This window comes from Hymenobacter sp. M1-2, assembly GCF_057808495.1.
The window spans coordinates 210,938-234,329 of sequence record NZ_JBTYZO010000005.1 but is presented as its reverse complement, the minus strand read 5'-3'; the positions used below and the strand labels follow the sequence as shown (position 1 = coordinate 234,329).

At 57.9% G+C, this 23,392-nt stretch carries 19 protein-coding genes; 10 read left to right on the top strand and 9 right to left on the bottom strand.

Annotated features, from left to right (window positions below; genetic code table 11):
• The first annotated feature begins 8 nt into the window (after positions 1 to 8).
• From ACYSMN_RS07210 to ACYSMN_RS07195, 4 genes are all read left to right on the top strand, one after another.
• A complete protein-coding gene (locus tag ACYSMN_RS07210) occupies positions 9 to 818 on the top strand; it encodes a class I SAM-dependent methyltransferase (RefSeq protein WP_488923178.1) in 810 nt (269 codons plus the stop codon).
• Positions 819 to 892: 74 nt separating this feature from the next.
• A complete protein-coding gene (locus ACYSMN_RS07205; RefSeq protein WP_488923177.1) occupies positions 893 to 1,312 on the top strand; it encodes a hypothetical protein in 420 nt (139 codons plus the stop codon).
• A 54-nt stretch (positions 1,313 to 1,366) separates the two neighbouring features.
• Positions 1,367 to 2,596, top strand: coding sequence for an ABC transporter permease (locus ACYSMN_RS07200; RefSeq protein WP_488923176.1), 1,230 nt, complete (start codon positions 1,367 to 1,369; stop codon positions 2,594 to 2,596).
• A gap of 178 nt (positions 2,597 to 2,774) precedes the next feature.
• Positions 2,775 to 5,744 carry a DEAD/DEAH box helicase gene (locus ACYSMN_RS07195; protein WP_488923175.1) on the top strand — a complete coding sequence of 990 codons (2,970 nt, stop codon included), beginning with the start codon at positions 2,775 to 2,777 and terminating at the stop codon, positions 5,742 to 5,744.
• A 60-nt stretch (positions 5,745 to 5,804) separates the two neighbouring features.
• Here the strand turns inward: ACYSMN_RS07195 and ACYSMN_RS07190 are convergent, their stop codons facing one another.
• On the bottom strand, positions 5,805 to 6,893 hold the full coding sequence (locus tag ACYSMN_RS07190) for an aminotransferase class I/II-fold pyridoxal phosphate-dependent enzyme (protein ID WP_488923174.1): 1,089 nt from the start codon (positions 6,891 to 6,893) through the stop codon (positions 5,805 to 5,807).
• 134 nt (positions 6,894 to 7,027) lie between these two features.
• Here ACYSMN_RS07190 and ACYSMN_RS07185 point away from each other — a divergent pair, with 134 nt between their 5' ends.
• Positions 7,028 to 7,480 carry an SRPBCC family protein gene (locus tag ACYSMN_RS07185; RefSeq protein WP_488923173.1) on the top strand — a complete coding sequence of 151 codons (453 nt, stop codon included), beginning with the start codon at positions 7,028 to 7,030 and terminating at the stop codon, positions 7,478 to 7,480.
• Positions 7,481 to 7,682: 202 nt separating this feature from the next.
• On the opposite strand, the gene ACYSMN_RS07180 is transcribed toward ACYSMN_RS07185, so the two are convergent.
• Entirely contained in the window at positions 7,683 to 8,657 is a 975-nt protein-coding gene (locus tag ACYSMN_RS07180) for a Na/Pi cotransporter family protein (protein ID WP_488923172.1), read from the bottom strand.
• Positions 8,658 to 8,822: 165 nt separating this feature from the next.
• Here ACYSMN_RS07180 and ACYSMN_RS07175 point away from each other — a divergent pair, with 165 nt between their 5' ends.
• From ACYSMN_RS07175 to ACYSMN_RS07165, 3 genes are all read left to right on the top strand, one after another.
• A complete protein-coding gene (locus tag ACYSMN_RS07175; RefSeq protein WP_488923171.1) occupies positions 8,823 to 10,010 on the top strand; it encodes a class I SAM-dependent rRNA methyltransferase in 1,188 nt (395 codons plus the stop codon).
• A gap of 1,018 nt (positions 10,011 to 11,028) precedes the next feature.
• Entirely contained in the window at positions 11,029 to 12,531 is a 1,503-nt protein-coding gene (gene crtD / locus ACYSMN_RS07170) for a 1-hydroxycarotenoid 3,4-desaturase CrtD (RefSeq protein WP_488923170.1), read from the top strand.
• A gap of 98 nt (positions 12,532 to 12,629) precedes the next feature.
• Positions 12,630 to 13,319, top strand: a complete 690-nt coding sequence (locus ACYSMN_RS07165) for a carotenoid biosynthesis protein (protein WP_488923169.1) — start codon at positions 12,630 to 12,632, stop codon at positions 13,317 to 13,319.
• A 202-nt stretch (positions 13,320 to 13,521) separates the two neighbouring features.
• Here ACYSMN_RS07165 and ACYSMN_RS07160 read toward each other — a convergent pair whose 3' ends face one another.
• From ACYSMN_RS07160 to ACYSMN_RS07145, 4 genes are all read right to left on the bottom strand, one after another.
• On the bottom strand, positions 13,522 to 13,764 hold the full coding sequence (locus tag ACYSMN_RS07160) for a DUF6952 family protein (protein ID WP_488923168.1): 243 nt from the start codon (positions 13,762 to 13,764) through the stop codon (positions 13,522 to 13,524).
• 13 nt (positions 13,765 to 13,777) lie between these two features.
• The gene (locus ACYSMN_RS07155; protein ID WP_488923167.1) at positions 13,778 to 14,095 is read right to left on the bottom strand and encodes a thioredoxin family protein; all 318 of its coding nucleotides are present in this window, start codon (positions 14,093 to 14,095) and stop codon (positions 13,778 to 13,780) included.
• A gap of 292 nt (positions 14,096 to 14,387) precedes the next feature.
• On the bottom strand, positions 14,388 to 15,083 hold the full coding sequence (locus ACYSMN_RS07150; protein WP_488923166.1) for a phage tail protein: 696 nt from the start codon (positions 15,081 to 15,083) through the stop codon (positions 14,388 to 14,390).
• Positions 15,084 to 15,126: 43 nt separating this feature from the next.
• Complete coding sequence (locus tag ACYSMN_RS07145; RefSeq protein ID WP_488923165.1) at positions 15,127 to 16,947, bottom strand: hypothetical protein; 1,821 nt, start codon at positions 16,945 to 16,947, stop codon at positions 15,127 to 15,129.
• A gap of 310 nt (positions 16,948 to 17,257) precedes the next feature.
• Between ACYSMN_RS07145 and ACYSMN_RS07140 the strand changes: the two genes are divergently transcribed.
• Complete coding sequence (locus ACYSMN_RS07140) at positions 17,258 to 17,842, top strand: arylesterase (RefSeq protein WP_488923164.1); 585 nt, start codon at positions 17,258 to 17,260, stop codon at positions 17,840 to 17,842.
• 170 nt (positions 17,843 to 18,012) lie between these two features.
• Here ACYSMN_RS07140 and glgP read toward each other — a convergent pair whose 3' ends face one another.
• Entirely contained in the window at positions 18,013 to 19,662 is a 1,650-nt protein-coding gene (gene glgP / locus ACYSMN_RS07135; protein ID WP_488923163.1) for an alpha-glucan family phosphorylase, read from the bottom strand.
• A gap of 270 nt (positions 19,663 to 19,932) precedes the next feature.
• A complete protein-coding gene (locus tag ACYSMN_RS07130) occupies positions 19,933 to 20,385 on the bottom strand; it encodes a PA2169 family four-helix-bundle protein (RefSeq protein ID WP_488923162.1) in 453 nt (150 codons plus the stop codon).
• 360 nt (positions 20,386 to 20,745) lie between these two features.
• On the opposite strand from ACYSMN_RS07130, the gene ACYSMN_RS07125 reads away from it, so the two are divergent.
• Positions 20,746 to 22,191, top strand: coding sequence for a hydrolase (locus ACYSMN_RS07125; RefSeq protein ID WP_488923161.1), 1,446 nt, complete (start codon positions 20,746 to 20,748; stop codon positions 22,189 to 22,191).
• A gap of 351 nt (positions 22,192 to 22,542) precedes the next feature.
• On the opposite strand, the gene ACYSMN_RS07120 is transcribed toward ACYSMN_RS07125, so the two are convergent.
• A complete protein-coding gene (locus ACYSMN_RS07120) occupies positions 22,543 to 23,202 on the bottom strand; it encodes a hypothetical protein (protein WP_488923160.1) in 660 nt (219 codons plus the stop codon).
• Positions 23,203 to 23,392 lie beyond the last annotated feature (190 nt).

Below are 23,392 nucleotides of genomic sequence, written 5' to 3'. Positions count from 1 at the left end.
CCAAAAACTTGCACTACGACCCCATAAAACGCTCTTTGGGCGAGGTCTTCAACCGCACACCACTGCTGCGGCGCCTCTTCTACCACCTGCTCGACTTGCTGCTGCTGCGTACCTGGCACGTGCACCGGGAGTTGCGGCAGTGGGCCAAAGGCCGTACCAACGAGGCGCTCAACATTCTCGATGCCGGTTCCGGCTACGGCCAGTACACCTACTGGCTGACCGGCATGAGCAAGAAATGGCAGATTCTGGCCGTGGATGTGAAGGATGAGCAGGTAGCCGACTCCAACCAGTTCTTCCGCCAGATTGGGCGCACCAACGCCCAGTTTGCGGTGCAGGATCTGGTGCTGTATCAGGAGCCCAACACCTTCGATCTGGCATTGTCGGTTGACGTGATGGAGCATATTCTGGAAGACGTGGAAGTGTTTCGCAACATCCACGCCTCGCTCAAAGACGGCGGGATGCTGCTCATTTCCACTCCTTCCGACCAAGGCGGCTCCGACGTGCACGGCGACAACGAAACGAGCTTCATCGAAGAGCACGTGCGCGACGGCTACAACATTCACGAGATTCAACAAAAGCTGCGCACCGCCGGCTTCGAGCGGATTGAAGCCCGCTACAGCTACGGCGAACCAGGGCAGATTTCGTGGCGCCTCAGCATGAAATACCCGATTTTGATGCTCGGCTATTCGCGCTGGCTTTTCGTGCTGCTGCCGTTCTACTATCTGCTCACGTTTCCGCTGTGTCTGCTGCTGAACTGGCTCGACGCTCGTACCATGCACGATTCCGGCACTGGGCTTATCGTAAAAGCCTGGAAGTAGCCGCGCAGAAGCTGTTACCTTTTCGGGTGGGCGGCGTATCTTGGGGCTCCTACTCGCGTCTTCTCGCATTTCCTATGGCCGCCCAACCTGAACTTCTTCACGTACTCCAGCAACTCGTAGTGCGCCTCGACCAGCAGGATCAATTGACTGAGAAAATCCTGCTGCGCCTCGACCGCCAGGAGCAACAAATGGAACGTACTAATTCCATTCTGGAGACAGTAGTGACCGTGCAGAATAAGATGCTGGACCAAATGCAGCTTCTCTACGACGACCAGTATCGGTTCAACCAGGCTCAGCTTTCCTTCAACGCCCGGCAAGAAGAAGTTAACGAGCAGCAGCAGCGCTTCAATGCCCGGCAGGAAGAAACGGATGCCATTCTCTTATCAGAACTGCGTGAAATCCGCGCCGATTTGCGCGAGTTGAAAAACGTAGTCCTCACTGACCATGAGGAACGCCTGCGCCGCCTCGAAGACTTTATGCGTCGCGCCAGCTAAATAGCTTATCACCCCTCACCCTAGCTCTCCGCCGTTCCACCTCCCGCGCCCCGCATGAACGTTCCGTTGCTCATTGCCCGGCGTTATTTTCTCTCGAAGAAGAAGCGCAACATCATCAGCATCATCTCCAACATCTCCATGATCGGCGTGGCGGTGGGAACGATGGCGCTGATTATTGTGCTGTCGGTATTCAACGGGCTGGAAGACTTGGTGCGCACACTTTACGGCAAGTCGGACCCCGATCTGCTGATAACGGCGGTGCAGGGCAAGTCTTTCGAGGTGAATGAAAAGATGCTCGGCGGCCTGCGCAAGATCCGGGGCGTGGGACTGCTTACAGAAGTCATCGAAGACAACGCGCTACTGCAGTACCACGACCGCCAGATGGTGGTGAAGATGAAAGGCGTTTCGGAAAACTACTACACCCAGAGCAACATCGACTCGGCTATCAGGGAAGGCGACCACCGCTTGCGCCGGGGCGGCCAGCCCTACGCCCTAATTGGGGCCGGCGTGCAGCACGAGTTGAGCATTGCCCTCAACAATCGTTTTGCCCCGCTCCGCCTGCTGTATCCCCGCAATACGGGCCGTAAAACGTTGTCGCTCAACCCTGAAACGGCGTTTACGGAGCAGACCATCGTGGCGGGCGGCGTGTTTATGATTGAGCAGCACATCGACGACAGCTACATTTTCGTGCCCATAGAGTTTGCCCAGAACCTGCTGCAATACGGCAGCCGCCGCACGGCCTTGGAGGTGAACGTGGGTGATGAGCACGACATTCAGAAAGTGAAGGTTCAGGTGAAACAGTATCTGGGTTCGAGCTTTAAAGTTCTTGACTCCGATGAGCAACACGTGAGCTTGCTCAAGGCCATCAAAGTGGAGAAGATGTTCGTCTTCATCACCTTCGCCTTCATCCTGCTCATTGCCTCGCTCAACATCTTCTTTTCGCTCTCGATGCTCGTTATCGACAAGCGCAAGGACGTAGCCATTCTCCTGGCCATGGGCGCCACGCCGCACGATATTAGGCGCATTTTTCTGCTCGAAGGTGCTATTGTAGCCCTAGTAGGCGCCATTACGGGACTGTTTCTGGGCATTGCTATCTGCTGGATTCAGCAAACGTTTCACGTTGTCGGCATGGGCATGGCCACTAGCATTGTGAACTGGTACCCAGTGAAAATGCAGCTCTCCGACATCCTACTTACTGGGCTAGCAATTATCATTATCACCATCACCGTCTCCATCCGTCCGGCCCTGAATGCGGCGCAGCTAGACGTGCGCGAGAACCTGTAACATTCTGACCCGGAACTGAGTAATTCATCTGCCCCGGAAAGTTATTCCGGCGGAAAAACTCGTGTCTTTCCCCCTCAGTTGAATTATTCTAAGGATGGTTTTTATTTTCTTGTAAATGATTCACTATTTGGCATTTGTCCTTACTTTCAACGCTTCATTTTAGCGGTTGTTTATTCTCATGAAGGTTTCTACGTCTCAGCCATTTCAGATTGTTTACTCGTTGCTGGAGCACGAATACTTAGGCTATTTGTTTGAGTCCTATGTAGTTCAGCGCAACCCTAAAGGCCAGCTCACGCTGCAACATCAGACGGTATCGGCCAAAAATGCTCCGGAGTTTGCCGATGGCCTCGACGAAACCGACTTCGAGCTAATAGCCCTGACGGACCAGATTCAGCAAGACGCCGTCATAAAAGAATTTTGGCCTAAGAAGACCACGCCCGCCGAGTTCTTCTTGAAAGTATACGACCCCGAAAAAGGCGACAAAGGCCTGCAAGAGGTTATTTCCCGCTACGTGCAGGAGCGCATGGGCCAAATTATGGATCGGCTGCACGGCCGGCATGTATTCATCACGGGGAAGGACGGTGAGCCTACGTGGCGCGAAATAAGCCTGGCAAAGGAGTCGGCTTCCGTGTTATTTCACTTTCGCCGCAACGAAGACAACACGCACTACTTTCCCACCATCCAGTACCAGGGCCAACGACTCGACTTCCAGTACAAGGATGCCGTGATTGTGTGCGAGCAGCCGGCTTGGCTGCTGCTCAACGATGTGGTCTACCATTTCCGCAATGATGTAGATGGCAAGAAACTCAAGCCATTCCTCAACAAGAAGTTTATCGTGATTCCGCGGCAGGTAGAAGAAAGCTACTTCCAGCGTTTTGTCGCGCCCCTCGTGGAGTCGTTTGATGTGCACGCGCGCGGTTTCGATATCCGCTCGGAGCGCTATGCGGCCCGGCCCCAGCTCACCTTTTCCGATGTTCCGACGGCCACCGTGGTGGAAGCGGAGCGGCCCAGTGCCGCCGCCCGCCGCGCCGGCGCCGACAGTGGCGGTACGGCCGTAGCTACGCCCCCCGCCGTGTCCGACCACATTCACTTCGACCTCTCCTTCCGCTACGGCGACCATGTGGTGCACAACAGCTACGACAAGCGGGTGTGCGTGAAGCTGGAGAAGAAAGAAGACAACTACATCTTCCACCGCCTGGTGCGCAACCTCGACCGGGAGCAGGAAATCATTCGGGAACTGGCCGACCGGGCGCTGGAAGTACGCAACGGACGGGCCGTACTGGAAAAAGCCACCGCCTTCCGCTGGCTGCACCTCAACGCCGACGAGCTGACTCGGCTGGGCTTTACAGTGGAACAGGGCAGCACCTCGGGCAAGGACTATTTCATTGGGGCGGTAAGCGTGGAAGTAGGCATTACGGAGGCCAACGACTGGTTCGACGTGCGCGGCACGGTGCGGTTTGGGGAGTTTGAAATTCCGTTTATTAAGCTGCGGCCTTACATTTTGCAGCGCCGCCACGAGTTCCGATTGCCTAACGGACAGATTGCCATTATTCCGGAAGAATGGTTTACGCAGTATCTGGAGCTGTTTGCCTTCGCCGAGGAGCACTCGCACACGCTCACGTTGCGCAAACACCATTTGGCGCTGGTATCGGACCTGCAAAACGGCAACCTGGCCACCGTTACTATGTCGCGGAAACTGGAGAAGCTGCGCGGGTTTGAAATGGTGGAAGACCAGCCCATGCCAGTGGGTTTCCGCGGGGAGCTGCGGCCCTACCAGAAAGCGGGCTATAATTGGCTGCACTTCGTGAAGGACTACCATTTCGGCGGCTGCCTGGCCGACGATATGGGCCTTGGCAAAACGATTCAGACGCTGGCGCTGCTGCTCCAACGCAAGGAAAGCGGCGAAGCTGGCGGCGCCGCCTCGTTGCTAGCCATGCCTACCTCACTGGTCTACAACTGGTTGAGTGAGGCGCAGAAGTTCACGCCCGACCTTCGCATCCTGACCTACACCGGCACCTACCGCGACAAAAACGTGGAGCAGTTCCAGAACTACGACCTAGTGCTGACTTCCTACGGCATCGTGCGACTGGACGCGGAGCTGCTCAAAACCTACAAGTTCGACTACGTGATTTTGGATGAGTCGCAGGCCATCAAGAACCCCGGCTCCACCACTTCGCAGGCCGTGCGGGGCCTGCACTCGCGCCATCGTCTCATCCTGACCGGCACGCCCGTGGAAAACAGTACCATGGATTTATGGTCGCAGATGTCGTTCATCAATCCGGGCTTGCTGGGCACGCAGACGTTTTTCCGCAAGGAGTTTCTCAAGCCCATTGAAAAAGGCAAGGACGAAGGGCGCACACGCAAGCTGCACGCCCTCATCAAGCCCTTCATTTTGCGCCGGCACAAAGCCCAGGTGGCCCGCGAGTTGCCCGACAAGATTGAAAACCTTAGCTACTGCCCCATGACGGAGGAGCAGCAGCATTGCTACGAGGAAACCAAGAGCTATTACCGCAACAAGATCCTGCAAAACATTGAGGAGCACGGCACGGCCAGTACGCAGTTTATGCTCTTGCAGGGCCTCACCAAGCTGCGCCAGATTGCCAACCACCCGCGCATGGCCGACGAGGAGTACTTGCACGATTCGGGCAAGCTGCGCGAGGTGATTCGTATGATTAAGAGCGTAGTATCGGAAGGCCATAAGGTGCTTGTCTTTAGCCAGTTCGTCAAGCATCTCGACATTGTGCGGGCTTCGCTCGATGAGCGGGAAATTGACTACGCCTACCTCGACGGTAACACTCGGGACCGGCACAAAGTAGTGAGCCGCTTCCAGGAAGACGAGAAACTGCGCGTGTTCTTGATTTCGCTGAAAGCCGGCGGCGTTGGTCTTAACCTCACCGCCGCCGACTACGTGTTCATCCTCGACCCGTGGTGGAACCCCGCCGTGGAGGCGCAGGCCGTAGACCGCGCCCACCGCATCGGCCAGGAGCGAACCGTCTTCACCTACAAGTTCATCACCCAGAACACGGTAGAGGAGAAGATTTTGGCTCTGCAAAACAAGAAAATCCAGCTCGTCACGGACCTCATCACCACCGACGAGGCCATCATCAAAAGCCTGACGAAAGAGGATATTGAGGAGCTGCTAGGGTAGACATTTTGGACTGTTCTAGGCGCCGCAAGCAGGAAACGCACTGTGCTTGCGGCGCTCTTTTTAGGCCTTACCGTCGAGCGTTTCTGCAAACTCTTGCACCAGCGCCGCCACTTGCGCCATGTCTTTGGTGGTGTGCAGCGCTGATAGTACGATGCGCGTGATGGGAGCATCGGTGGGCGCGGGGTAGGGAAACGACGAAATCCAGATGCCGCGCTCCAATAGGAAGCTGGTCAGCTCATTGGCGGCCGTGTAGAACACCGGAAACCCATCGAAGGACTGTAACAGGCCCATGTCAGCAGTAGCTTGGGCAAAAAGAGTGACGTTGGCGGCAAGGCGCTGGCGAGCTTCGGCGTAGACCGGGGCAGCTTGCACATAGGCCTGCAAATAGGCGGGCACCACCGGCGAGCTGGCCGCGAAAAAGGCGCTGTGTTGCAGCCTGGCTATGAATTCCGCATCCGACGACAGTACCGCACCGCCCGGAATACCGCAGGCTTTGCCCAGGGACGTAACCACCACCAACCGCACACCATCCGGCACTTGTACTAGCGGAAAGATACCGGCCCCATCCGGCCTCGTCACACCGAAGCCGTGTGAGTCGTCGATGAGCAGCGTGAGGGGCCGGTTGGAGGGCAGTTGCTGAGTCCAGCTGAAATCGTGGTGCTGCACTCGTAGCGGGTCCAGGGAGTTGCTGACGATGACCAGCGGCGCGGGCGGCTCCTCGTGCAACCGTTCCAATAGCTGCGCGGCCCAGGTATTGAAGCTCAGCGCTGGTGGCGTGTGGGCCGGAGCCTCGGCGAGCCAAGCGGCGGGATGGGTACCGGGCGCGTACTCGAAGTGGCCGGCGCCTGCCAGCGCCTTCACGGCCATTTGCCCGGCCAAATAGCCCGATGATACCGTGAGGGCCGCGGCCGCACCCGTGTAGCGCGCCAGGTAGTCCTCGGCTTCGGCGTAGATGCGCAGGCGCAGATTGGAGTTGCGGGAGCTGCCGTAGTTGGTACCGTAGCGGGCCAGTCCCTCCAGCAGTAGCGCCGCGAAATCAGGGTTGTGCGCGATGCCTAGGTAGCCGGTGCCGCTGCAATAGAGGTAGCGGCGGCCTTCGTGGTGCAGCCAGCGACCGGGCAGCTGGTCGGTTTCCCAGGCGTGTTCCATGTTGGTTTTTGGTTGTTCGTTGTTCTTTGTTGGCGCTTGTTCAATGGTTCGCCCCAAACCCAATAGTGCTTCGAGTTTATGACCAAAAACCAACAACGAAAAACCAACAGCTACACGTTGCCTGTTTAGCTGCCATGCACCTCTACCTCCGCACGCATGTGGCGGCTTCTCCCGTCGATGTTTGGGCTGGCTTCACCAAGGAGCTTTTCTTGGCCTTAGCCCCACCGTTCCCGCCGTTTCGCCTGCTACGCTTCGATGGTTCCAAGACCGGCGACGAGGTGCATATCGAGCTAGGGGCCGGGCCGGCGCGCTTCCGGTGGACCTCGCTCATCACCGACCACGGCACCACGCAAGGCGGCGTCTATTATTTCGTGGATGAAGGCCGGCAGCTGCCCCCGCCGCTGCGCTACTGGCGGCACCGGCACCTCATGCAGCCCGCCCCCAATGGCGGCACCTACATCGTGGAAGACCTGGAATACCGCAGCCCATTCCCGTGGCTCGACGCGCTGCTTTACCCGGCCATGTGGGCGCAATTCGCCTGGCGCCGCCCCATTTACCGGCGCTGGTTCGGCAAACCTTCGTCTTGACAAAGCATGGACTTATCGAGATAGAATGAGGATATTGTTGTATTAACTGTTCCTTCATTATAAGGTCCTGCGCAAACTCAGGACGACCGGCAAGATACTTCTAAGCTGTGAGTCATTAGTACCAGGATGTTGGATAGAAGGCCTATGCTGTAGATAAGGCTTCTGTTGTCTCAATGCCAAATACTTAACACCCATTACCTGCTTAAGCGGGCGTAGGCACAGCTTTAGCGGCGGGCTTATCGGGCAGGGCGGCTTCGAGTAGGCGCTGGCAAAGCGGCAGCAGGGGCGCGAATAGTAGCACCCCGGCCACGTTGAACAGCACATGGGCATGCGCAATCTGCCGAGCTACCTCGGCGTGGCCGGCCAGCGCCAGAACGAGTGTCGTAAACGGTTTGATAAGCAAGAGGCCCAGCCCAATGCTTATCAGATTGAATCCCAAGTGAAACAGGCCCGTCCGCAGAGCCGGCCGGCCGCGCCCCACGGTAGCCAGCAGCGTATCGGAGCAGGTGCCTAACTCAGCACCCAACATCACCGCCACACCGGCGGGCAGCGTCAACAAGCCCTTGCCAGCCAGCTTAATAACCATGCCCAGCGTGGCCGAAGACGACTGCACGAGCAGTGTAATGAGAGCCCCGGCTCCGGCGCCTCGCACCGGGTTTTCGAGCTTGAGCAGCCACGCCTGCACCCCCTTATACTCTTTGAGCGGCGCGGCAGCTTCGCCAATCAGGTACAGACTAAAGAACAAGAGGCCAAAGCAAAACAGCGCCCGGCCCACCGTACGCCCGTTGCGCTTCTTGCTGAGCGAAAGCAGCAGCAAGCCCGGCAGCATGGCCAGCACCGCGTACTGCCCCAAATCAAAAGCGAAAAGCTGGCTGGAAATGGTGGTGCCAATGTTGGCGCCCAGCACCACGCCCAGCGAATTGCGAAACGGCAAGGCCCCGGCACTCACCAGCGCAATCACGAGAATGATAACCACCGACGACGAATCGAGCAGCGTGGTGACGACGGTGCCGGTGAGAATAGCGGCCGGAATGGATTTGGTGAAGCGGTGCAGGATGTCTTTGGTTCGCTCACCGGCCACGTGGCGCAAGGCCAGCGCCAAACGGCTCACAGCGTACAGAAACAGCACGAGGCCGGACGCAGCCAGTAGGCCAATAGAAAGCGGCGAAGAAGCCATGTTGAAAAGCTAAATCTTTCGTTATCAATACGAATCAATATTATCCATTCAACGCAGAGGCATAAGCCGACGGCAAGTTTGAGCCGTGAACAAATTGTTACGCCCCGCGGCCACCCGGCTTTGCCGTACCTTTGGGCATTCTCGTTTCGTTTGAATTTTTGCCTTATGCCCGCCATCATCACGCTCAAACCCGGTAAAGACCAGTCCCTTCGTCGCCGCCACCCGTGGGTGTTTTCGGGGGCTATTGGGCGGATGCAGGGCGAGGTGATAGAGGGTGAAGTGGTGACGGTGCAGGCGCCCAACGGCGAGGTGCTCGGCGTGGGCCATTACGCGCCGGGCTCCATTGCGGTGCGCATGCTGGATTTCGGCCCCGAGGCCCAACTACCCGACGCGGCTTTCTGGGAAGCCCGCCTCCGCAATGCCTACCAGCTCCGGCAGGGCCTGGGCCTCACCGGCACCGGCAACACCGACGTGTACCGCCTCACCCACGCCGAGGGCGACGGTCTGCCCGGTCTCATCATCGATGTGTATGGCTATACGGCCGTGGTACAGGCCCATAGCGCCGGCATGTATAAGGCTCGGCCGCTCATCGCGGCGGCCTTACAGGCAGTGGTGCCGGGTCTGCGCGCCATCTACGACAAGAGCGCCGAAACCGTGCCCGTCAAAGCCGCTCCCAGTGCGCAGAATGGCTATCTATTCGGTGAAAGCAGCGGGCAGGAACACGTGGTGCACGAAAATGGCCACCCGTTTGCGGTGGATTGGGAAACGGGCCAGAAAACCGGCTTCTTCATCGACCAGCGCGACAACCGCAGTCTGCTGGCCCGTTACGCGCCTGGCCGGCGCGTGCTCAATACGTTCTGCTACACGGGCGGCTTCAGCTCCTACGCCCTGCAAGCCGGCGCCGAGCTGGTGCATTCCGTTGATTCGAGCAAGAAGGCCATTGAACTGACCGAGCGTAACGCTGCTCTCACCGGCCTCGCCAGCAAGCACGCCGCCTATGCCGAAGACGTGTTCAGCTTCATGAAAGCCAGCCAAGAACAGTACGACCTCATCGTGCTCGACCCACCGGCCTTTGCCAAGCACCTTTCGGCCCGCCACAATGCCCTTATGGGTTACAAACGCCTCAACGCGGCTGGCATCCGGCAGATTGCACCAGGCGGATTGCTGTTTACCTTCAGCTGCTCACAAGTAGTTTCGGCCGAATTGTTTGAGGGCGCCGTGCTGGCCGCCGCCATCGAAGCTGGCCGCCCCGCCCGCATCCTGCACCGCCTCACCCAGCCCGCCGACCACCCGGTGAGTCTGTTCCACCCGGAAGGCGAATACCTGAAAGGGTTGGTGCTGGCGGTGGAGTAGGCGCCCGTAAAAGCGGCTATCCTCATTCAGCAGCGCTTTTCCGCAACACCTAGACTTGATCTTTGTCCTGCGCTCAGCTTACTTCACGCAAGCCCGCAGCCGCGTTCAGCCAGCACTACCAGATTTTGCGTGGTAGGGGCAGAGAGTACAAAGCTTCTTCGGCCAGATGATCGGCGACGTAGCCAGAACTCGGATATTTATAGTTCGGTACCCCTCGCTCACTGCGTTTCCAAACCACTTCACCGTTGGCCTGGTACAAGGTTAGGTCGACACTAAGCTCTTCCGTGTAGCCGGGCCCTAATGCCGCAGGAACAGTAACCACTGTGCCGGGTGCAGTGGCTTGTGCTACAACAGTTTGGCCTTGCTGTGCCCCCACAGTTGAATAGAATACTCGCTGGTGATACAAGTGCGTGATAAGTACTAGTTCGCACTGCTGGCTAGCCGCTAAAGCCCGCGCCCAAGCAGCATCGGACTCAGTGGGAGCAGCGGCTTTGGAAACTTGAGCAGGCAGCACCAAGCGAGTAGTGCGAGCATACCGTAGCAGCCATGTATGCAGCGTGTTATGGAGCTGACTGGCTTCCGCGGTGGCGACGGCAGCCTCAGGTGGCAGGGTAGAACCATCGGCTCTAACAGCTACGTAGGAGACAATGGGCTGGGGAAGAGCAAGTGTAGGCTCCTTTTTGTTGGCCACCGAAGACTGCGGCGTACGGACACAACCACTCAGCAGGGTTACGACCAGAAGAGTGGCTAGTAGTGGCGGGCACGTACAAGATGAAAACATAGGGCAGTTGGTAATGGTAGAACGATACGCCTATTTTCAGGCCTTACCGCCAGAATGATGCCAGTACTAGCCTTTTGCCTATAGCAACCACATTCTAATTGCTCTATTTGAAAGCGCCGTTCTCTCCCAAGCTGAGTTAACCATAATTGCCCTAGGGCTGGTTGGCAGGTGGATAGTAAGTTTGGGCGAATGGAAGGCCCGCAAAACTTTGTTTGGGTCTTTCGCGGTTATCTGCCCATGTCACGTTCCCAAACTGCTTCCTCCTCTATTCATCCTGCCGTCGCCGTCATCGGAGCGGGTATTGCGGGCATTGCTACGGCGGTGCGGCTGGCCGTGCGGGGGCACCGCGTCACGGTATTTGAGGCGCAGGAGAGCTTTGGGGGAAAAATGCACCAGCTGGAGCTGCCTGGCGGCTACCGTTTCGACGGCGGCCCTTCCTTATTCACGCTGCCCCACCTCGTGGATGAGCTGTTTGGGTTGGCGGGCCGCGAACCGCAGGACTACTTCCGCTACCAGCGCCTCGACCCTATCACGCAGTATTTTTTCGCTGATGGCACCCAGCTCACCGCTTGGGCTGATGAGGAGAAGTTCGCCGAAGAAATAGAGACCAAGCTGCGCGTACCCGCCGCCGATGTGCTGAAGTTTCTGCGGCGCAGCGGCCAAGCCTATGAAGCTACGGCGGGCACGTTTCTACAAAAATCCCTGCACAAAGCCAGCACCTACCTAAGCGCCGAGGTGCTGAAGGCGCTAACTGCCTTGCCCCAGCTTGGCCTCACCAGCACCATGCACCAGCGCCACGCCGCGGCCTTCCCGCAAGACCCGCGCCTCGTGCAACTCTTCGACCGATTCGCAACCTACAACGGCTCGGACCCCTACCAAGCCCCGGCCACGCTCAGCCTGATTCCGCACCTGGAGCACGGCCTGGGCGCCTATTACCCCGAAGGCGGCATCTACGCCATTGCGCAAAGCCTCGTGCGGCTGGCCGAAGAGCTGGGCGTGCAGTTCCGCTACCAGGAGCCCGTGGGGGAAATTCTGACCGCCGAGGGGCGCGTAACCGGCTTGCGCACAGCCCACGACGTGTACGACTTTGGTTTGATAGTGAGCAACATGGACGTGGTGCCCACTTACCGGCATCTGTTGCCCAAACAGCCCGCACCGGAACGCACTCTGGGCCAGCCTCGCTCGTCGTCGGCCCTCATTTTCTATTGGGGCATTGGTCGGCGCTTCCCGGAGCTGGGCGTGCACAATATCTTCTTCTCCGCCGACTACAAGCGCGAGTTCGAGGCCATCTTCCGGGAAAAAACTGTGGCCGACGACCCCACGGTGTACGTCAACATCACCTCCGGCCACACGCCTACTGATGCCCCGGCGGGCCACGAAAACTGGTTTGTGATGGTGAACGTACCCCACGACCAGGGACAGGACTGGCTGGCGCTAGTGGCGCGCACCCGCGCCGCCGTGTTAGGCCGTGTGAGCCAGGCGCTGGGCACCAACGTAGAAGCCCTTATTCGGGCCGAGCACGTGTGGGACCCGCCGGGCATTGCCGCGCGTACATCATCGTTTGGCGGAGCGCTGTACGGTAGCTCCAGCAACAACACGCTGGCAGCTTTCCTGCGACACCCCAACTTCTCGCAGAAGCTGGAAGGGCTGTACTTTTGCGGCGGCTCGGTGCACCCCGGCGGCGGCATTCCGCTCTGCCTGCTTTCCGCTCGTATTGTCTCTGACTTAATTAGTAAATGAGAATTAGTAATTAATAATTGGACCCTCCTGCCGCTGAATAACCAGGAGCAAACTAGGTCAGTCCTAATTATTAATTACTAATTGCTCATTCTTTCCCTATGCCCGAACCCACTCAACAACTTCCGGTAGAGCCTGCTACTGAATATGCGGCAGCAGTTCAGCGGCGGCGCCTGCGCGTGGCGCAGGGTATTCTCTTGCTATTCCATGTCACGGGCTTTCTGGGGCTAGGCTTTTCCGGCGACCCTGATTTCTACCTCCAGTTCGTGCCGCTCAACTTGCTGCTCACAGTGGGGCTGTTAGTGGCATTCCAGCCCGAGCGTACTCCTACTTTTTGGTGGTTCTGCCTCGTCACGATGGCTGTGGGTTTCCTCGTGGAAGTGGTGGGCATCCAGACTGGGCTGCTCTTCGGCTCTTATAAGTACGGCGCCACGCTAGGGCCTAAGTGGCTGGATGTGCCGCTGCTTATTGGCGTCAACTGGCTGATTCTCACGTACACTACCGGCGTACTGGTCCGCTACCTGCCGCTTCCCGATTTTGTGCGGGCCGTGCTGGCCGCCGTGCTCATGGTGGGCCTCGACGTATGCATAGAACCTATGGCCGTGCGCTACGACTTCTGGCAGTGGCAGTTCGATGTCATTCCGCTGCAAAACTTCAAGGGCTGGTTTGCAGTGGCTCTAATTTTGCAAGTATTCTTCAACCGCACCGATTTCGTGAAGCGCAACGCGTTGGCACCCTTCATCTTCATGCTCCAGCTACTGTTTTTCTTTGGGCTAGGCTTGCTGCGCTAGATAGAGAGAGGCAATACATTAGAAGTGAGCTAGATGTACAATTATCAGAAGCTTACATAACAGGGCCCGTATTTTACTTTTGCTCACCACTCACACCGAATTACTGCTCAGGCCAACATCAAAACGGCCCGGCTCCTAAAAGGAACCGGGCCGTTTGCTTGAAAAAGGCTGCACTATTGGTCGGCGACAGCCGAGCCCAGTGCTAGCTGATGGACACGCGCACTTTCTTGGTGTACTCGCGCAGGGCGGTTTTGAAATCGGAGCCCTGATCCTGCATGTGGTTGAGGATGAAGATAGCGGCAAACACGTGGGTGAGCTTTTCGCCTTCATCCTCGCCTTCTACTTCAAATGCCGGCTCTTGCTCTTCTAGCAAGGCTTCTTCGGCGGCTACCAGGGCTTCGAGCGTCTGCGTTTCTACGAGGCGCTTGATGACGGGCATCTTCATGAGGCGCGGTGGCTTAGTTGAGGCGCGAAATGAGAGCCGCTACGGCTTCTTCCTTGCTGGCTGCTACCGTGTCGAGCAGCTCGCCGTTGCGGAACACGGCGAAAAATGGCAGGTTCGTGACGCTGGCCAGCTTGCGGGCTTCGGGGCTGGTTTCGGCGTTTACGTCCAGAAACTTGATGCCTTGGTCTTGCATGGCTTCGGCCATGCGCTTGAACTTAGGCGAAAACAGGCGGCAGTTGCCGCACCAGTCGGCGTAGTATTTCACTACTACTTTTTCATTCGATTCAAGGATCTGCTGGAAATCGGTGTCGGTTGCTTTCGTAACGGGCATCGTGAAAAGGTTGGTTGAAGACTAAGGCTCCAGATAAGAATCATTCTTGTCTGGGCACCAAAGGTAAAGCAGGAAGCCGGCAAAAAGGTTTGTTGAATCGTAAAATCCACCCATTAACATTCTGCTATCCCGCATCTAGCTCTGCTGATCTGTTAGTAGCTGATTCTCGTTGTTCTGGCAAATAGAGCCGTTGTCAGGTCTGGGTAGGGGTGTCATTCCTCGCTCTGCTCGGAATGACACTGGCACCCCAATGTGAAACCCGCTGTAGGTTGCCATGCTATTAACTTCTTTACTATTCGCGCGACGGAAAAACACCTTCCAACGCAATGCAAAAGTTGACCGCCAGGTACGGTTGCATGACGTTATGCGGCTGGCTGCTACCAGCAGGCCCAATGCTTGTTGGTGCCATGGTGCCCGAAGGAGCATCGTGAAACTGCGGCAGCCCGGAGCCATCGGCGGCTAGTATTTTGCCGCTCGGATTGTTGCTGTTGCCTTGGCCCGTCTGGATGTTCAGGGCATGCGTATGTGCCGGCATCTCACCGGAAGATAAGGTGTGTCTTTCCTCCCCACCATTTTGCCCTAAATTGTAGCTGGACAGCCCGGGCCCCTGGCCGAAATGAAGCGGCACCCGGCTCCGAAGATCAGGCAGGGCGAAGGTGGTTTGCCCGTTACCTCCGTAGGTGACACCTATGAGCGCAAACAGGACTGAGTTTTGCGCAATAGACAGAATTTGTCCGTTGCAAAGCGCCCAGCCACGTGGCGCGAAGTTGAATCCCACCATCATGATTTCGCCAATGAAGGGCTCGACGCTTTGCGGGGCGTAAGCGGCCTGCGCGCGGTGCGGACCAACCACGCTGGCTAGCAGACCGCTGCCTAGCGCGGCTCCCAGCCGCTTAAGCCAGCCGCGGCGAGTGGGCTCGGTAGGAGTGGAAGGCTGTTGGAAAGTATCAACCGGCTCGATGCCGTTGGGAGTCAATATCTGGCGCATCTGAAGAGAGTGTTATGTCTTTGAATGATTTATAGTCAGCTGCTTAGGAGATGCGGCGCCAAGCCCCTTCCACAAACACAAATTGCGCGCCGTAGCCCGTCAGCAGCGTGTGTGATATGCCGCTGGCACTCACTACGGTCAGGGGCTGGCTATCGAGGTTGGTGAGGATGAGCAGTTGGCCGGCAGTACCTGTTGCCAGCGTCACGGTACCATTGGTGGAACTGTTGTCGGTGTAGGCGACTATGGTGGTACTGGCCGTAAGCGTGGTGGCACTGGTAGGCGTGGGAATCGAGGCTGTTGAAAACACGGCCGTCCCGTTGCCAAGCACGCCGGGCGGTCCTTGTGGCCCTGCCGGACCCGCGGGACCCGTAGCCCCGGTGGCGCCCGTAGCGCCTTGCGGGCCAGCAGGCCCGGTGGGTCCGGCAGGACCAGTCGGTCCAATTTGTCCTCGGGGGCCAGCTACTCCTTGTGGGCCAGTTGGTCCGGTAGGACCGGCCGGGCCCGTTGCGCCCGCTGGCCCGGCCGGACCAGCGGGGCCAGGGGTACCGAGCGTCCAGGAAGCCAAGCCTGTAGCATCCGAAGTCAGTACTTTGCCGGCGCCGGGAGTGCCTCCCGTGATCTTCACCCGGCCCGCCACTTCCAGCGCCGCCGCCGCATCGATGGTAGAGGTATTAATGCCCACGCCCGTAGTTGCGAATGTCACAACCCGACCAGTCACGCTTGCGCCAATGTCGTTCGCGCCATATCGGAAGATGAGTTTGCCGGCACCTTCCGCGTTTACCTCGCCTGTCGAAATCAGGTGCCACGCTCGGCCACCCACCGATGTATTCTCCATCTTCAGCCAAGTGCCAACGTTGCTGTTGCTGGTTAGGCTGAGTGCAACAGCCTCCGTGGTACCCACGTGCAACGGAAAGCGGGGTGCCGGCAGACCAATGCCCACGTAACCATTAGCATCAACGCGCATGCGCTCCAAACCACTGGTAACGAGGCGCAGGTCGGTGCGCAAGTTGTTGCCGTTGCCACGGTAGTAGCTGCGCAGGTGCGAACCGGTGAAACTCAGCCCACCCCCGTAGCGGGGCACGAAGCTAACCTGGCCCAGCATGGTAGCGGTGGCATCATTGGTGCCGTCGGGCAGGTTGAGGGGCGCGGCAGTGGTACCGCCTGCTTTACGCATGATAAGCCCTTGATCACCAATACCGTACTCGTCGAAAAGATAGTCGTCAGCGGTGCCGCTTCCGCCGCCATCGTTAAGAATGTGCAGGCGGCCGGCCGGGGCAATGGTACCAATACCCACGCGGCCCTGATTGGTCCAGCGGAGCGTGGTGAGTTTGGTGCCATCGGAGTTGGAACCCAGCGCGCCGCCGTTGAAACCGTAGAGAACCGGCCCGTTGATGTTCTGGTTCAGCCAGTTGTTGCGGTTGGCGCCGTAGTAGCCGAGGCCGTGGTCATCGTCGGGGCCGCCGGATAGGTTGGGGCGCAAGAACAATTCCCGGTCGTTGAGCACCAGGTTTTGAGTGGCCAGGTGGTTGCCGAGGTTGTCGCCGCCGGTTGGGCTGTTGGGCGGCATATAATTCCACTGCCCGCCGTAGTAATAATAGAAGCCTGGTCGGGTGCCGTTGGTCTGGAACACCAGCAAGCCGTTGGGCAGCGCAGTGGCTGGCGCTACCGGCTGCATGTCAGTACGTTGCGCCTCCGTGACGCGCGGCACCAAGAGCCCTTTATCATTGGTGGCGGCCTGAATATCGAGGGCAGCATTAGGAGCCGGCGAGGTAGTGCCGATGCCCACATTGCCAGTCTGGGCGCGAGCCGCGGCAGCCGTCAGAACGGTGCCCGCCAACGCGGAGTAGCGTAGCAGTTTGTTCATGCAGTAAGAAGTGAAAGGAGAAGCGGGAATGGAGAGGGCTTAGCTGAGCAGCTAGCAATTCAAAAATATCTGGCTATTCTTAAATATCAAAGCACTTATCGTAAATCACCTATATAAGTAACCCGAAACTGCTTGCCGTCAGTATAGCCTTTCGGGTCCGAGTAGGGCTCAGACTGATTTCTCTCTTCCTGTTATGATGCTTCGCCTCTCCGCTGTTTGGCTCTGGCTGTTAGCCGCGGTGTTTTCAGGTTGCCCTTCAGGAGCCAACCACACTACCCCCAACGGCTCGGCCAAACCGCTGCCTCCTCGTATGCAAAACATTATCTTCTTCGGTAATAGCCTCACCGCCGGCTACCAGCAGCCGGCCAGTGCTGCCTTCCCTAGCCTCATCCAGCAGCGAATCGACTCGCTCAAACTGCCTTACAAAACCTTCAACTACGGCGTGAGTGGCGAAACCAGCGCCGGCGGCCGACAGCGCATTCCCAGCGTGCTGGCCCGCCAACCCGTCGATGTATTCGTGCTGGAGCTGGGCGCCAACGATGGCCTGCGCGGCATTCCGGTTCGGGAAACCACACAGAACCTGCAACATATCATCGACCAGGTGCGGCTGAAGTATCCGCAGGCGCGCATCGTGCTGGTAGGCATGGAGTTTCCTTTCGACCTGTCGGCTTTGGGGGGCCATCAATACGGCCGCTACGCCGCCGAATTCAAAGCTCTGTTCCGCCAACTGGCCGAGAAAAACAGCCTGCCGTTCGTGCCTTTCCTGTTGCAAGGCGTACTCGGCCGCCGCGAGCTAAACCTGTCCGATGGCGTGCACCCCAACGCTTCCGGCTACCGCATAGTGGCCGAAAATGTGTGGGCCGTGCTAGGCGGGGTTTTGGAAGCTGGGGCTTAGGACTACAACTAAAAGCACCCCTCCTTTTTCAAGGAGGGGTGGCCGCAGGCCGGGGTGGTTAACTAGAGCTAAAAAATTAGATCTAGATGTCGTTCAACGACTTTACCACCCCGGCCTACGGCCACCCCTCCTTGAAAAAGGAGGGGACCTTCTCGTTCTAGTTTCTTACTCTACGCGTTGTACAGCTGCTGGTAGTACTCCGTAGCCATGCGGCCCGATTCGAACTCGGGTTCCACTTCGCGCATGGCGGCTTTGGCAATGGCCAGATACTGAGCGGGCTGGTCGTAGTAAAGCGGAATGATTTCCTGCTCTAGCACGTCGAGCACGCCTTTGGCTTCGGCATCGTCCTTGATTTGCTCGGGCTCGTGGAGGTTGGCGATGGGAATGAGGAAGCCGTTTTCGCCATGGCGCACGAACTCCGGAATCCAGCCATCGGCGATGCTTAGGCTGATGCTGGCGTTCATGGCGGCCGTCATGCCGCTGGTGCCGCTGGCCTCGCGCGGGAAGCGCGGCGTGTTCAGCCAGATGTCGGAGCCTTTTTTCAGAGCCGCCGACAACCCTAGCTCGTAGCCCGTGAGGACGGCGCAGGTTTTCAGGTTGCGGGTTTTCTGGATGATGTCGTTGAAGAGGCCGATGGCGCTGTAGTCTTTCGGGTAGGGCTTGCCGGCCCAGATAACCTGCACGGGCCGGTCGGAATTGCTGACCAGCTGCTGGAATCGCTCGAAATGGCGCAGGATAAGGTCGGCGCGCTTGTAGCCGGCGAAGCGGCGAGCCCACACCACGGTCAGCGCGTCGGGGTCGAGCAAGGTGCCGGTTTGATCGGCTACGATGTCGAAGAGGGCCTTTTTCAGCTCGCGCTTACGGGCAAGCAGCGCCGCGTCGTCGTTGGCTTCCAGCGCCTCGTGCAGTTGCTTGTCGCGCCAGTAGGTGCCGTTTTGGGAGTTGGTAATGGCGATGATGGGGCAGATGCCCGCGTTGGCGCCCCACATTTGGTTGGCCACTGTGCCGTGTACTTTCGATACGGCGTTGGCCTTACGCGCGAAGCGCAACGCCGTGAGCGTGTAGTTGAGCCGGTCGTTTTCGACGCCGGCGGCGCGCCGTATCTCTTCCTCCGGCACCGAGCCAAAGAAGGTCATTTCGGTGAGCAGCTTCATCGGATGCTCTTCGTTGCCGGCTAGTTCGGGCGTGTGCGTCGTGAACACGAGGCGCTTCTGTACTTCTTCCAGCTTGCGGCCGTGCTTCTCGTAGAGGTAGAACGCCAGCGGCAGGCCGTGGCCTTCGTTGAGGTGATACACTTCCATCGGCACGCCTAGCAAATCGAGCAGCTTGCCGCCGCCCACTCCTAGCAGAATGCTCTGCGCCACGCGGGCCGCCGTATCGGCGTCGTAGAGGTGGTGGGAAATGGTGCGGGAGATGAAGTCGTTTTCCGGAATATCGGTGGTCAGGAAGAACATGGGGGCCGTGCCGAACGTGTCGGGGGCCAGGTACATGGCCTTCACTTTCACCTCCGTCCCGTGAATGGTGATGGGGAAAATGAGGCCGGTGTCTTCGAGGAAGGAATATTGCTTGAGGCGGAAGTCGCACCGCATGGTTTGGTCCTCGTTGCGGCCCTGGTCGTAGTAGCCGAAGGTCCAGAGAATACCAATGCCGATGAGGTTTTGCTTCAGCTCGTAGGCGGAGCGCATGTGCGAGCCAGCCAGAAAGCCCAGGCCACCGGAGTAGGTTTTCAGGGCTTGATCCAGGGCAAACTCCATGGAGAAATAAGCCGCCTGCGTCGTGAATTCGGGAGCGGGAGTGTAGGGTTGAAACGTAAAGGCCATGTAGAAAAAGTGGAAGTCGAAGAAAGGGAAAGCCCGGCAACGAAAAGCGGCCCGGCCCCAATGCGGCGGCCAAGGTCAGCATTCTACCGCAAAAAACGGAAGCCCAACCCAAGGTTAAGCTTCCGCTTTCGAGCTTCGCGCCGCAATGTTCAGTAGTGAGATACTAGAATTGAGAAGTTAGAACTGAGACACTCGTTTGTGTATCTGATGCTTACACAACCTGTCTTGCAACAGCCGTTCCTGGTCGACTATTCAAGCTGCCGCTGGCGCCTAATGGCTGTTTTCCAGCTTTTTGAGTCTCTTGTACGTCTTCTCGGCGTGATGGAACTGCCGCTCCACCGCGGGCCGGATGGAGGAAGGCAAGTCGGTATCGTTCAGTGCTTCCTGGTAGGCCTTCAGGGCCCATTCCTCGCCGTGAATGTTGGAGCCAAGGATGGACTTCTCGTTGTGGTTGGTGAGTAGCGCTTTAGCATCCATCCAGCTACGGTAAATCTTGCCTTTGAGCGTGGTGCCGGTTTCGGGCTCTGCCCCTTGCTTGCGCAGGTAGGCGTTCAGCTCGTTGGTGAACTGCTGGCTTTGGCTCACAAGCTGCTTGTAGAAGCCTTGCAGCTCATGGTCGTTGCTTTCTTCGATGGCCTTTTTGTAGCCTTCTACTCGGTCGTTGACGAAGAGGAGCAGTTCCTGAATGGTGTCGGTGCCGTCGGTGCTGTGGTCGGTAGCCATATGCGTGGGGTTGAGAGGATGAGTAGCTGGCCGGGTCTAGTGCCGGAGCCCACTCTAAAAAACGGGCCGAGCGAAGAAAGAGTTGGCCGAATACGGGCGAAAAGCAGGCTGAAAATGGCGGCTGGTTGAGCTTCGCCGACTCAAGCCCAACCGTGGTTAACTGCTTCTACAGTGTGCTTTTGCGAGGCTGCGAAATCTAAATAGCTATTGAACACAAGCAAGGTGTCTAAGTCCTTCATTCTAGGTTCTTGGCTCTATCACTTAGTAACGCAACCATAACGAAACGGGGGACAAGGTGACGACCTGGGCCCGGTAGCTTTGCCGCTTCGCTCATTCTTCCCAACCACAACCAACTCCCCTATGAAATTCAACCGTGTACTCGCGGCGGCTGTGCTGCTGCTGTCGGCGGCCTGCGCCAAGCAGGAACTCACGCCAGCTACTCCGGTAGCTACCACAGTTACTACCAATGTGTCGGCCGCTGGCTTCCCCGAAGGCTTCGAGACGGGCACCAAAACCTCCTACGCCGCGGGCACTATCACGCTCGGCTCCGGCTCCTGGACGCTCACCGACGCCCTGCTCGGCAACAGCAGCGCCGACGCCAAAACCGGCAGCCAGTCGGTACGGGTGCGCAACACGGGCTCCATCACTATGAACTTCAACACCACGGCCGGCGCCGGCGTCGTCACCATTGGGCACGCCGTGTACGGCTCTGATGCTAGCTCACAATGGGAGCTGTGGGCCAGCCAGAACAGCGGCTCCAGCTACACCAAGGTGGGCAGCACCATCACGAGCAGCAGCGCCGTCCTCAGCACAGCGTCGTTCACCGTGAATCTGAGCGGCGCGGTCCGCCTGCAAATCCGCAAAACGTCGGGCGGTACCAACCGCATCAACCTCGACAACGTGACCGTGGAGCAGTACGGTGGCACCGATGGCGGGGGTGGCACGCCACCTCCAGCCACGGGCGGCAAGAAATTTCTCTTCGACGGCTCGCATGGCGAACTGGCCGGTAACGCCGATTGGGTGCTGGACGTGAACAGCGGCGTGGCCTCGCGCTTTCCTTCGCCGGCGCAAAGCGGCATCACGAGCAGTTCTTCCGAAACCTTCTGGACCGGCGCCATCTCGGCTTGGGGCGTGGCTCTGGCCAAGCAAGGCCACACGGTAGAGCAACTCCCGACCGGCACCGCCATCAGCTACGGCAACTCTTCCAACCCGCAAGACCTGAGCAACTACCACGTATTCGTAGTCGATGAGCCGAACATTGTGTTCACGGCCGCCGAGAAAACGGCCATTCTGCGCTTCGTGCAAAATGGCGGCGGGCTGTTTATGATTTCCGACCACAACATCTCGGACCGCAACAACGACGGCTGGGACTCGCCCGAAATCTGGAACGACTTGATGCAGAACAACTCGGTGCAAACCAATCCCTTCGGCTTCTCCGTGAACCTCGACAACATCGTGGAAAACAGCAGCAACGTGCGCGGCGGCAGCAACCCCATCCTCAATGGCTCACAAGGTGCCGTATCGCAACTCTCCTTCCACAACGGGGCTACTATGACGCTCAATCCCACGGTCAATAGCATGGTGCAGGGCCTCATTTGGCGCAGTTCGGCCAGCCAAGGCAATAGCCTCGCCATGGCTGCCAGCAGCACTTTTGGTTCGGGCCGGGTCGTGATTATTGGAGACTCCTCGCCGGCTGACGACGGCACCGGCTCACCTGGCAACACGGTGTATGATGGTTGGGGCGAAAACGTAAGTCACCCGCGCCTGCACCTCAACGCCTCGCTCTGGCTGGCGAAGCTGCAATAGTTACCGCTTAGCACCTACACTTTGTGTCATAAAAACTAAGTCTCACGACTTCCACAATGTAAAGGGCCGGTTCCACCTGCATAAAAGCAGCGGAGCCGGCCCTTTTAGTTAGGAAACGTTGCGTCAACGCTCAGCGGCGTTAGCGGGCATTGCGTTTCAAGCTGTCATACTCAACTATCCGAATGCGGGGAAGACCAAGCCCCGGCGGGGCGGCATATTGGTAGAAACAACGACTATACCGTTGGGTAAAGCTCCAGCGGAGCGACACTCGGTAGGGTAGGTGTTGCTCTGCTGAAGCTGTTTTTGCCATGGTTGCACTAGCCACATGCCTGCTTAGTCTACCACCCTACACTAAATCACCAGAGCTAACGGCTCAAAGATGGACGGCAATGCCTTATAGCCAGGGCCTAACATCGTTTTCACGGCTACCTCATCCGTGCATCTTTCAATGAATTGATATAGATCTGAGGCTCCATAACGAATGCCTGCCAGGCGAGCAGCAAGCACATAAATAGGAAACTCATTATCTGCACCACGATGGGCAGCATCCCACGCCAAATACTCGCCGTTTTCACTCATGGCGAAAGGAATCAGCGTCCGCTCGATGCCTTCGTGTCCATCTGGCTCCAGTAGAAAAGGGTCGTGCGTCATCTCTTCGTAAAACTCCTCCATGTACTGCCTAATCTGAGTGCTTCGCACCAACCAGGAATCGGGGTGTTGACTGAGGGGCACATATACCAGGAACAGCCCGCATAAGTTGCCCCATCCCAATTGCGTGGCAAAAGCAAAATACGAAGGCGGAAAGCCCTTGCCGTCAGCAAATTCATGGCTCAGCAAATACTCAGTATCAACCGGTACAATGGCAGGCTTCTTCTGGAGATATTCAAAAGTGCGCACGAATAGAAGGTAGAGTGTGATAGCCGGACCTACGGCGGGAAGTCGTTTGCTGCAATTCTTTATAACCGAGTAATTGACAAGCATACTGCTATTTGTATAGTGGAAGTCGAGCAAGGGAAGCGGAAGAAAGCATAACTGACTATTGATATTAGGCCCAATACTAACGCATAGCAACATAGCTGCGGATCAAGCGTCACTTTGCTCGGTAATCTCGCTCACAGCGCAAAAATCAGTCAATACACCACCATATCCGTGCAGTTTAGCATTATATTCTCATCTTATTCCGGCCGTAACTTGGCGGCAT